This window comes from Salimicrobium humidisoli, assembly GCF_002295105.1.
Classification (GTDB): domain Bacteria; phylum Bacillota; class Bacilli; order Bacillales; family Halobacillaceae; genus Salimicrobium; species Salimicrobium humidisoli.
In genome coordinates this window covers 1-10,102 of the sequence record NZ_NSGH01000032.1, presented here as the reverse complement: position 1 = coordinate 10,102, position 10,102 = coordinate 1, and the positions used below count along the sequence as shown (strand labels likewise).

Annotated in this window: 12 protein-coding genes; all 12 read left to right on the top strand. The window is 36.5% G+C overall.

Translation table 11 applies throughout. The features are described 5' to 3' along the window. Positions 1-275: 275 nt before the first annotated feature. The 12 genes from CKW00_RS12930 (at position 276) to CKW00_RS13865 (ending at position 9,698) form a co-directional block, all read left to right on the top strand. Complete coding sequence (locus CKW00_RS12930) at positions 276-620, top strand: hypothetical protein (RefSeq protein WP_143544253.1); 345 nt, start codon at positions 276-278, stop codon at positions 618-620. 81 nt (positions 621-701) lie between these two features. Beyond that, positions 702-962: a hypothetical protein gene (locus CKW00_RS12925; protein WP_095822908.1), complete on the top strand. Its 261-nt coding sequence runs from the start codon at positions 702-704 to the stop codon at positions 960-962. A 681-nt stretch (positions 963-1,643) separates the two neighbouring features. Further along, entirely contained in the window at positions 1,644-2,150 is a 507-nt protein-coding gene (locus tag CKW00_RS12920; protein ID WP_095822907.1) for a GrpB family protein, read from the top strand. 289 nt (positions 2,151-2,439) lie between these two features. After that, positions 2,440-3,120, top strand: a complete 681-nt coding sequence (locus tag CKW00_RS12915) for an HAD family hydrolase (protein WP_095822906.1) — start codon at positions 2,440-2,442, stop codon at positions 3,118-3,120. A gap of 367 nt (positions 3,121-3,487) precedes the next feature. Beyond that, positions 3,488-4,219, top strand: coding sequence for a GNAT family N-acetyltransferase (locus CKW00_RS12905; RefSeq protein ID WP_095822905.1), 732 nt, complete (start codon positions 3,488-3,490; stop codon positions 4,217-4,219). 63 nt (positions 4,220-4,282) lie between these two features. Beyond that, entirely contained in the window at positions 4,283-5,080 is a 798-nt protein-coding gene (locus CKW00_RS12900; protein ID WP_095822904.1) for a nucleotidyltransferase domain-containing protein, read from the top strand. A gap of 180 nt (positions 5,081-5,260) precedes the next feature. Continuing rightward, entirely contained in the window at positions 5,261-5,785 is a 525-nt protein-coding gene (locus tag CKW00_RS12895; protein WP_095822903.1) for a GrpB family protein, read from the top strand. Positions 5,786-6,187: 402 nt separating this feature from the next. Beyond that, a complete protein-coding gene (locus tag CKW00_RS12890) occupies positions 6,188-6,931 on the top strand; it encodes an amidohydrolase family protein (RefSeq protein ID WP_095822902.1) in 744 nt (247 codons plus the stop codon). Positions 6,932-7,251: 320 nt separating this feature from the next. Further along, positions 7,252-7,797: a GNAT family N-acetyltransferase gene (locus CKW00_RS12885; RefSeq protein ID WP_095822901.1), complete on the top strand. Its 546-nt coding sequence runs from the start codon at positions 7,252-7,254 to the stop codon at positions 7,795-7,797. 304 nt (positions 7,798-8,101) lie between these two features. Beyond that, a complete protein-coding gene (locus CKW00_RS12880) occupies positions 8,102-8,536 on the top strand; it encodes an NUDIX hydrolase (RefSeq protein WP_095822900.1) in 435 nt (144 codons plus the stop codon). A gap of 32 nt (positions 8,537-8,568) precedes the next feature. Then, the gene (locus CKW00_RS12875; protein WP_308409672.1) at positions 8,569-9,111 is read left to right on the top strand and encodes a histidine phosphatase family protein; all 543 of its coding nucleotides are present in this window, start codon (positions 8,569-8,571) and stop codon (positions 9,109-9,111) included. Between the two features lie 416 nt (positions 9,112-9,527). After that, positions 9,528-9,698 (top strand): hypothetical protein, encoded by a 171-nt coding sequence (locus tag CKW00_RS13865; RefSeq protein ID WP_233129787.1) that lies wholly within the window; start codon positions 9,528-9,530, stop codon positions 9,696-9,698. The last annotated feature ends 404 nt before the right edge of the window (positions 9,699-10,102 follow it).

Below are 10,102 nucleotides of genomic sequence, written 5' to 3'. Positions count from 1 at the left end.
AGTCCTCCTTCGGTACTTAATTCGAGGTCATGCATGACACTCTCTATCGTACCAAGGGGGCTTCTTTTATGCATCTGGCTTCTACTCCAATTTATCCTCGCATTTTTCCCTTACAGGAATGCTCCTTTTCCCATCATCAATCGTTATAAATTGTTGTGTGCACTGCTTTGGGTTTTCCTTTTCTGGATTTTTTAAAACTCTTTTCCGTTCTGCGATGATGTGGCAGGGGAATTAGTGAGTTACTAGAAGATAATAAATATAGCCCTTTATGCAACTTGGGAGAAATGATAGAGATTTATCACTTTGAAAACAGTAAAGGCAGCGTAAGGGGGAGCGCACTCCCTTCTCTTTTGTTTACTACAGGGAAAGGCGGTAGATCTATGAGCCAAAGTAATATTTATGATTTTCTGACCGTTGACCAGGACCCTTTGTACCAAAAGCTTCGATCGTTACAAACGGGGGATCATTACCATTTGGATGACCAAACAGAAATTCACTATAACGCTCACGGTCTGTATGAAGTTATAGCAGAAGAAACGGAACGAGCATTTTCTTCTCTCGAAGATTGCTATTCCTATATTTCCACCTATGGTTTTGAAGTAAAGTCCGATCGTTTATAAAAACGTTTGATATAATGGCGTTGCCTGGCTGAATGGTGATAATGCAACGAACGACCTGTTTAGTTGAGAAAGGGGAACAAGATGAGTGTAATAAATATGATCGGCATATTTTTAGCAATAGCTCTGCTGGCATTGAGCTTGTTCAATGTTTCTTTAAGTAAAATAATTATAGTGTTATTTATTAGTTCTCTTGGATTATTTGTTGTAAGAGTGACTATTGAGCATAAGGATTTTTTCAATGCCTTTATAAATTCGTTTGGATTAATGACAATGATTTCATTTGTCGTGGTTATCATCAATTTTTATAAAAAGCGTTCGCTTGAAAATAGCGAAAAGCAATAATGGAATTTCAGCAATAGGACCCGAGTGCTGGATAAAACCATTCACCTTAAGGCTTAGGGGTTTCCATGAAGGTAACTTTTTTTTACCTTAAATATTCAATCAAATAGGGTGTTTTGAGCGTTCAGTCAATGTTGAGTGTTGATTGATAATATCCTGACACTAAAGAAAAGAACCGTTTTTTGTGAACGTGTTTGTTCTAGATCACTAGAGGGAAACGAACAACCTTTCTTTTAAACTACACTACAAATGATTCGATAATATGAGATCTATCACAGAATGCCTTCTTTTTGTGTTATTGAATTATTGTAGTATTGAGTTAATGTGCCATTGTGTTACCAATGACTTAATGAACAAAGAAGTAGATAACCAGAAGATGAGTAGATTATTCTTTGAAAACGGTAAAGGTGGCGTAGGAAGAATGCATGCCCTTCTTTTTTTGTTTACTATACAGAAAGTACTGTAACAATCATCTTATCCATATGAAGTTATAGCAGAAAAAACGGGCCAGGCATCTTTTTCTCTCGAACATTGCTATTCTTATGTTTCTACCTGTGACTTTGAAACAAAGGCCGATCATTTATAAAAACGTTTGGTATAGTGACATTATTTAGCCGAACAATGCTAATGCAACAAACGGACCATTTAATTGAGTGACTAAACGTTACCAGGGGGGATTATATAATGCTCGGATTACCTAAAGGCGAGGTTTTTTTAGTACCTTGGACAGAAGATTGGTCAAAGGAATTCTTATCGGAGAAAGAGAGAATACAAAATAAAATAAGTAGGTTTATTGAAGATATCCACCACATCGGCAGCACAGCTGTGAAGGGGCTGAGTGCCAAGCCGATTATTGACATTGCGATAGAGATTAAGGATTTTAACGATGGGAAACATTGTGTCATTCCCCTGGAAAGTTTAGGTTACTCTTATAAAGGAATAAACATTCTTCCGGACAGACATTATTTCAGCAAGGGTGAACCAAGGACACATCAAATTCATATGTACCAAACTGGAAGTAACTTTTTAGTTGAGCAGCTAAAATTTAGAGATTACTTGCGTAGTAATGGCGATGCAAGAATGGAATATCAAGAACTGAAAATTCAATTGTTAAAGGCAAATAAACATAACAAACACAAATACGCGGATGAAAAAACTAACTTTGTTAACGCTGTCTTAGCAAAAATATGACTACCGCAAACTGGCAAGATTGTTAAATAAAATCGTTTACTTAAAAGTTTGGGGGTGGCCATGAAGGCAACCTCTTTTTTATTAGGAGAGGAACAGATAAAACAAAGAAACTGATTACTAAGAAGAAACGGAACAAGCATTTGATTGGTTTCTACCTATGGCTTTGGGATGAAGTCCGATCATTTATGAAAACGTTTGATATAATGGCATTACCTAGCTGAATAGTGATAATGCAACAAACGGGTCATTTAATGGAATAACTCAGAGGGGAATTGAAGGGGGATTTATCATCATAAAGGCGGTTGTATTTGATTTGGATGGCACTTTATTAAATCGAGATGAGTCGTTGAAAATATTTATTAAAAAACAGTATGAGCGATTAAACGAGTGGTTATTTCATATACCCAAAGATAAATACATAAAAAGGTTTATTGAACTTGATAATCGTGGATATGTTTGGAAGGACAAGGTGTATCAGCGGCTAATTAACGAGTATGGCATTGTAGAGATTACTTGGGAAGAGTTACTTCAAGATTACCTCATTTACTTTAAAGAAAGTTGTATGCCTTTCCCAAATCTCATTAGTATGTTGGAAAAAATAAAGGGAAATGGTGGTTCGATAGGGATAATTACGAATGGAAAAGGACAGTTTCAAATGGATAATATTCAGGCGTTGGGTATTGATAAATACACTGATGCCATTCTTATATCCGAATGGGAAGGTGTAAAAAAGCCTGATTCCAAAATCTTTAAAGCTGCTCTAAAAAGGCTTGATGTCCCTGCTAAGGAAAGTATTTTTGTAGGGGATCACCCTGAAAAAGATGTAGAAGCTGCTCAATGTCTTGGGATGAAAACCATTTGGAAAAAGGATGAGCAATGGGGGAACAACGTTAAAGCTGATTTTATTATTAATGATTTAGGTGAAATACCCCAAATCGTCAACCAATTAAATTCAGGTTCTTATTCCTGAATCGGAGCGCCTATCTGGAATCGATATCGGCGTCTGATTCCGCCGCAACGGGCCATTTCATCGTATGAAAAAACAGATTGTAGAGAGGTCATTATGAAGATAATCGAAACAGAACGATTATACCTTAGAGATTCTAAAGTAGGAGATCAAACCGAACTATCAAAAGTACTTACTGATCCAGAGTCTATGCAATTTTACCCGAACTCGGATTCCACATTATCAGAGAGTATTTAGAAGTAGATAGGAGTAAGAAACGAGAGCAACAATATCTTAAGCGATCCATATGCTTGATATAATGTATTACATGAAATGTATGCCTTCGCTTAATAAACAAGTCGTGTAGTAATTCATAGAGGAGAGTTTTCCAATGTTTTCGGTCCCTGAAGTTAAATTTCTTGATGGAACACCAGATTATTTTGTTATAGAAGATATTGGAAAAGTATCTTCTATAAATGATTTTAGAAATCTTCTATATGAAATGAAGACGTATGCAAAAAAGAAAAACATTCCTTCCGTAAAAATCATTTTAGGAAGAGATGAGGTTTCAAACACTGACTTCGTTGGTTTACTTGAGGAGTACGGATTAGAGCGATATGATGTCATTCATTATTACAAGCGCGACCTCACTTCTTTGGAAACACCGAAGGATTCAGAGGCAATAACATTGAAACCGGTTGATCAGACAAACATGGAACTATTTAAAGAACTATGGGAAAACATTGTATCTGCATCCTTGAACACTACTTCAAGCCTTTCCATTGAAAAAGAATTTCAAGGTATGAAATCCGAATTAGGTCCTGGTTATATCAAAAGTTGTATTATTGCTTATGATAATAAGACGCCCATAGGCATCACCATACCGCATATTGAACCACGAACGGTCGATGAAGGAAGGTTATTTTATTTCGGAGTAGTTCCTGAATATCATAGTAAAAGAATGGGAACCCAACTTCACAAACTTTCTTTAGAGTTTCTTAAAGATGGAATGGGAGCTACCTACTATATAGGGGCCACGGGGCACAGAAACATTCCAATGCAACGAATCTTCCAAATCAATGGTTGTGAGAAGTTTGAAGAAAAAATAGTTTATAAACTGTAAGACGTTCGTGAGTTTGAAAAAAGCTTTTTCTTCATTCAATAAGACAATAGGTGTGATTTTCTTATGACTAATAGCTGGCCAAATTGTTCAACTGAGATAAAAGAATTGATTTTTACCCTTTTATCTGATGTCAAGAAAATAATAAAAGAAGGTTTTGTCGGTTTTTACATTCATGGTTCTTTAGCGATGGGGGGCTTTCATCCTGACAATAGTGATATTGATATTTTGATTGTTACACAAAATTCAATAGCTGTGGAGACCAAAAAGAAATTAGCACAGTTATTTCTGTATCATTCCAATAACCCTTTTCCTATTGAAGTAAGTTCAATGAATGAACAGCAATTAAAAAATTGGAGCCACCCCTCTGTGTATGATTTCCATTATAGTGAGTATTGGAGAAAATGTTTTGAAAAACGTTTGGCAACTGGTACATATCGATATTTAAATAATCAAATTAAACCGGATCCCGATTTATCTGCCCATATAAAGATAACTACGAATAGAGGAGTTTGCATAGAAGGAAGGCCTATTAGTGAGGTATTTCCTTACGTTCCACATTCTTATTATATTTCCTCCATTATAGGAGATTTTGAAGAATGTCTGGAAAATATTGAAAAGGATCCTATCTACTGTACATTGAACTTGATAAGGGTGCTTTGGTATCTGGAAGAAGGTGTTATTGCATCGAAGGAAGAGGCTGGTAAATGGGGTATCATTTCTTTGCCAAAAGAAATGAAATCTACCATCCAAAAAGTGAGTTATAATTATTCAAATACCGATAAAACCTATTATTTGGAGAAGAGTGAACTTCGTTTGGTAAAAAATTATATTGCAGGAAATGTCCAAGCACTACTAAATTAACGGGTGCTAATGATTACGCATTAAACAAATAGAAATAGATAAGAGTAAGAACCAGCGATGTCAGTACTAAAAAACGATATAAAAGCTTGATATCTTGTACTGGGCGGGTTAAATTTCTTCCTTCCACAAACGGACCGTTTTGCGGAGGAAGACTGCCAGAAAAAGAGAGGATAATTTGTAGTGAGGAAAGTTGAGGTAACGTCGTATAACAAAGATTGGCCTTTTCTTTATGAAGAGGAAGCAAATAGATTACGCAGGATTTTCGGGTCCGAAATAATTGAAATGGACCATATTGGCAGTACGTCCGTAGAGGGTTTGATAGCAAAGCCTGTCATTGACATAATGCCTGTGGTGAAGGATATTGAACGAATTGATGATTTTAATACTGCAATGATTGATATTGGTTACGAACCAAAAGGAGAAAACGGGCTTCCTGGTCGTCGATATTTCCAAAAGGGCGGCGACCAACGGACCCACCATATCCATTTTTATAAGATGGGTGATTCTGAAGTCGAACGTCACTTGGCATTTCGCAATTACTTGCGGTCGCACCCTGAGGCTGTAAAAGAGTACGGTGACTTGAAAAAAGAATTAGCCCAAAACTTCCCCTATGACATTGAAGCATACATAAACGGGAAAGAGCAGTTAGTTTCGAAGATTGACAAAAAGGCAATAGCCTGGCACCAAGGTTCAAGTGAGCACTAAGGCTGCTGTAGAAATAGGGTGGCTATCTGGAGTGAAATTTAGCGCGCGTACCCATACATAAGGGTCATTTTATTGAGTAACTCATTTAAAAATAAATAGTTATTTATTTTTAAATATAGAGGAGAGTATAAAGAAGGTACTTAAATTAACGAGCGCGAATGCCGAAAAACCATTTGCTTAAAGGCTCAGAGGTTGCCATGAAGGCAACCTCTTTTTGTTGGGATAGGAACAAGCAAAAAAAGGAATGGGCTGCTCTCTCAAAAGTTCTATGGCTTTTTATAAGTACAATTTGTTGGTGATAAAATATATATAAGTATCTACTTGAAACGAGTGTTTATATTTATAGACAATCCAGGTTACAGTTTCACACGAGGTATAAACTTGGAAGAAGGGGGGATGGAGATGAGAATTTTTGATGCACACTTTCATATTATTGATTTTGACTTTCCGATTAAAGAAAACCAGGGATATACACCACCAAGCTATGTTACGTCAGATTATCAAAAGGACACCATCAATTTGAATGTGCAGGGTGGAGCGATTGTATCTGGTTCTTTCCAAGGATTTGACCAAGATTATTTATTGAAGGCACTTAATCAAATGGGTTCAACATTTTGCGGTGTTACTCAACTGCCGTTTACTGTGACCGACGAAGAAATCCTGAACTTACATAATAAAGGAGTAAGGGCATTACGATTTAATATCAGACGAGGTGGTTCAGAAGATTTGTCAAAACTCGACTACTTTGCTAGGAGGGTCTATGATTTGGTCGGGTGGCATAGTGAACTTTACATGGATGCAAAGGAATTACCAGGCATTGCGTCAACGATCGAAAACCTGCCTGCTATATCGATTGACCACTTGGGACTATCTGAAGAAGGTTTGCCACATTTGTTAAAACTAGTAGATAAAGGTATTAGAGTTAAAGCTACTGGTTTCGGACGTGTAAAATTAAACGTCCCAAATGCCTTGAAATCGATTTATGAAGCCAACCCGGATGCCCTGATGTTTGGAACAGATCTACCGTCTACAAGAGCGACAAGACCTTTTGAGTATGGAGATGTTGCATTGATTCAGCAACTATTTGATGAACAAGCTACCGATAAAATTCTGTACACGAATGCTTATCAATGGTATTTTAAATAATGTTTACTTATACAATAATCGGGCGCCGTTCGACAAGTCCTGTTATGAGTGCTAATACATAAAATCTGATGAATTTTCGTAATGGAAGTGGTGGAACAGCCCCAAATCCAGCGGACGGAACGTTTATTCTTCAAACGTCCATCGCACCGATCGGGTAAGCAGGTATGTTTAAAAGGGTGGTTACTTTACTGTGGGAGGGAGAAAAATAATAGATTTATCAAAACATAATTTCAAATGAGCGCCTGCCTGCAAAGGACTGGATAATGATAGTGCGACAAACGAGCTGGATCACTAAAATAAAATATAGAGGAGAAGGGAATATGATTAGTATTCTGAAAGGTGAGAGAGTCAAGTTAAGGGAGATGAAAGAAAAGGATTGGGTAGACGTTCACGAATATGCTTCGCAAGAAAAGGTTTGTCAATATCAGCCTTGGGGGCCGAACTCAGAGCAGGAAACCAGGAACTTTGTAAAACAGGTTATATGCGATGCCAAAAAGGTAAACAGAAGCAGATTCGTTTTTGCCATAATCGTAAAGGAAAGCGGAGAGATGATTGGCGCTGGCGAAGTTAATATCCGGGACTATACCAACAGAATTGGTGAGATAGCATACATAATTAACCCTAAATATTGGGGATTGGGTTACGCAACAGAAGCAGCAAAACCTTTGATTACTTTTGGTTTTAATCAATTAAATTTACATCGGATTTTTGCTACTTGTGATCCAAGAAACATTGGTTCATCAAAAGTTTTAGAAAAGACGGGAATGACTAAAGAAGGCAGAATACGTGAGGATTTATTGATTAAAGATGGCTGGCGTGATTCTCTACTATATAGTGTTTTAGAAAAAGAATGGCAGCGAAAATAACTGACTTATTTCAACAATAGGGTGCGATTGCTGAATAAAACCATGTGTCTTAAGGCTTTGGGGTTGCCATGAAGGCGACCTTTTTTTGTTAGGATAGGCACAGATAAAACAAAGAAATTGGTTACTAAGTAGAAACGGAACAAGCATTTAATTGGTTTCTACCTATAGCTTTGGAATGAAGTCCGATCATTTATGAAAACGTTTGATACAATGGCATTTCCTAGTCGGATAGTGACAATGCAACAAACGGGCCAGATTATTAAATAAATAGGTTGTTAGTTTAGTTTGTTAGGGGGAAGTTAAAATGTTTATTGTAAATGTTGAAGGCGCAATAAGAAAAAATAATAAATGGCTTATTATAAAAAGAAGCGTGGAAGAAGAACACGCAGGTGGTCTGCTTTCCCTAGTTGGAGGTAAGGTAGAACAAGAAGGAGATTCATCAGATATATTAGAGAGAGCAGTAAAACGAGAGATATTCGAAGAAGTCGGTGTAACTATAAAAGACGAATTAAATTATGTGTACAGTACATCGTTTGTAGCGGAAAGCAATGTTAATGTTGTAGATATTGTTTTTCTTTGTGAATATGAATCCGGCGAGGCGTTTCCTAAGAGTCCCGATGAGGTTGAAGAAGTTTTATGGTTAACAACTGACGAAATATTAAACCATCTAGAAGCACCCACATACTTGAAGGAGAGCATCAGACGGGCGAATTTATATATTCAAATTCAGTCGTTATAATGCATTTGTTTGGAGTGATTATATTGAAAAAAATGTACATAGTTAGGCACTGTGAAGCGAAAGGTCAGGCATCTAATTCACCACTCACCGAGAAAGGCTTTAAACAAGCAGAAGAATTAAATACATTTTTTAATAATGTTCCAGTTGAACGAATCATTTCAAGCCCGTACGTACGCGCTATCGAAACCATACAACCGTTGGCAGAGCGATTAAATGTTGAAATTGAAATGAATAGCCAATTGGAAGAACGGGTGTTGAGTACCAAATCGTTATCAGATTGGCCTGAAAAATTAAAAAGAACATTCGAGAATCCTTGCTTAAAATTCGAAGGCGGAGAATCTAGTGAAGAGGCTGCAAACCGAATTTTAGAGGTGGTAGAAGGTGCTTTTAAAAGTAAATTTGAACATACGGTTATCGTGACACACGGTAATTTAATGGCTTTGCTTTTAAATAATTACAACAAACAATTCGGATTCAATGACTGGGCGAATCTCAGTAATCCAGACGTATATCTTTTAAATTCTAACAGCAACGGGATAAATTTTGAAAGGCTATGGAATAAAGTGAGAGGCTAAAAGCAGGATTGCTGTGTACCGCAATCGGGCGTGATTGCTGAATAAAACCATTTATCTTAAGGCTTTGGGTTTGCCATGAAGGTAACCTTTTTTATTAGGATAGGGAGAGATAAAACAAAGGAACTGGTTATCAAGCAGAAGAAACGGAACAAGCATGTTCTTCTCTTGAAGATTATTATTCTTATATTTCTACCTAAGGCTTTGAAATAAAACCTGATCATTTATGAAAGCGTTTGATACAATAGCATTACCTAGCTGGATGGGCATAGGTATCTCGTTATTTGCGGGGATAAGTGTCATATTTAGAAAAAAAAGATAAAAATAAAAATAGGATAGTTAAGCAATCGGGTGCGTTAATTTAACAGGGCATCCTTGCAGGATGTATTCTTGATAAAGATTAGAAAGGAGCGAAAAAAGTGTCAAAAGATATTAAAGTCGAATTCGAAATAAAAGCCTTCGGAGAAGAAAAAAAGGATGATTATAATGATTCATTCAAGGGATATGAAGTTGCAAGAAATAAGATGTTATCAAAAGGAATACATTGGGGGAACTTGAAAATTACATATCAACCATCTTTGAAGAGGTAAAGGGTGATTATGGACAACAACCTGAACAATTAACTGCTAAAATCACTATTAGAGCAAAAGAAAAAGAAGGTGAAATTACTTATCTCGATTGAGGCTTATCTATTCTTCAATCGGGTGCAATCGTTGAATAGGCAATGTTTCTGAATGTGCGATTTTTCTTGGAAAAAGAAATGAAAAAAGGTTTAATTAAGGTTATCTCTGTATATCTGTAGCTATTATTTTAATTAGCCAATGTTTCTTACATTGCAAGTAAAAAAGAAATTGTTTGGAAAGGCGGGATGACGTACAATAGTTTGTGTAAAGCTCTTGAAGACAAAAAAAGAGGTAGGGTATCCTCATAGTTAACGACCAAATCAACTCATGAAAGGGGATCCCCTACCTATGTCTACAAGTATAGGACAAAA

What these genes read in the sequence shown, in the direction of transcription:
- CKW00_RS12925 (WP_095822908.1), top strand. Translation starts at nt 702, where the DNA reads ATGAGTGTAATAAATATGATCGGCATATTTTTAGCAATAGCTCTGCTG.
- CKW00_RS12920 (WP_095822907.1), top strand. Translation starts at nt 1,644, where the DNA reads ATGCTCGGATTACCTAAAGGCGAGGTTTTTTTAGTACCTTGGACAGAA.
- CKW00_RS12905 (WP_095822905.1), top strand. Translation starts at nt 3,488, where the DNA reads ATGTTTTCGGTCCCTGAAGTTAAATTTCTTGATGGAACACCAGATTAT.
- CKW00_RS12900 (WP_095822904.1), top strand. Translation starts at nt 4,283, where the DNA reads ATGACTAATAGCTGGCCAAATTGTTCAACTGAGATAAAAGAATTGATT.
- CKW00_RS12890 (WP_095822902.1), top strand. Translation starts at nt 6,188, where the DNA reads ATGAGAATTTTTGATGCACACTTTCATATTATTGATTTTGACTTTCCG.
- CKW00_RS12885 (WP_095822901.1), top strand. Translation starts at nt 7,252, where the DNA reads ATGATTAGTATTCTGAAAGGTGAGAGAGTCAAGTTAAGGGAGATGAAA.
- CKW00_RS12880 (WP_095822900.1), top strand. Translation starts at nt 8,102, where the DNA reads ATGTTTATTGTAAATGTTGAAGGCGCAATAAGAAAAAATAATAAATGG.
- CKW00_RS12875 (WP_308409672.1), top strand. Translation starts at nt 8,569, where the DNA reads ATGTACATAGTTAGGCACTGTGAAGCGAAAGGTCAGGCATCTAATTCA.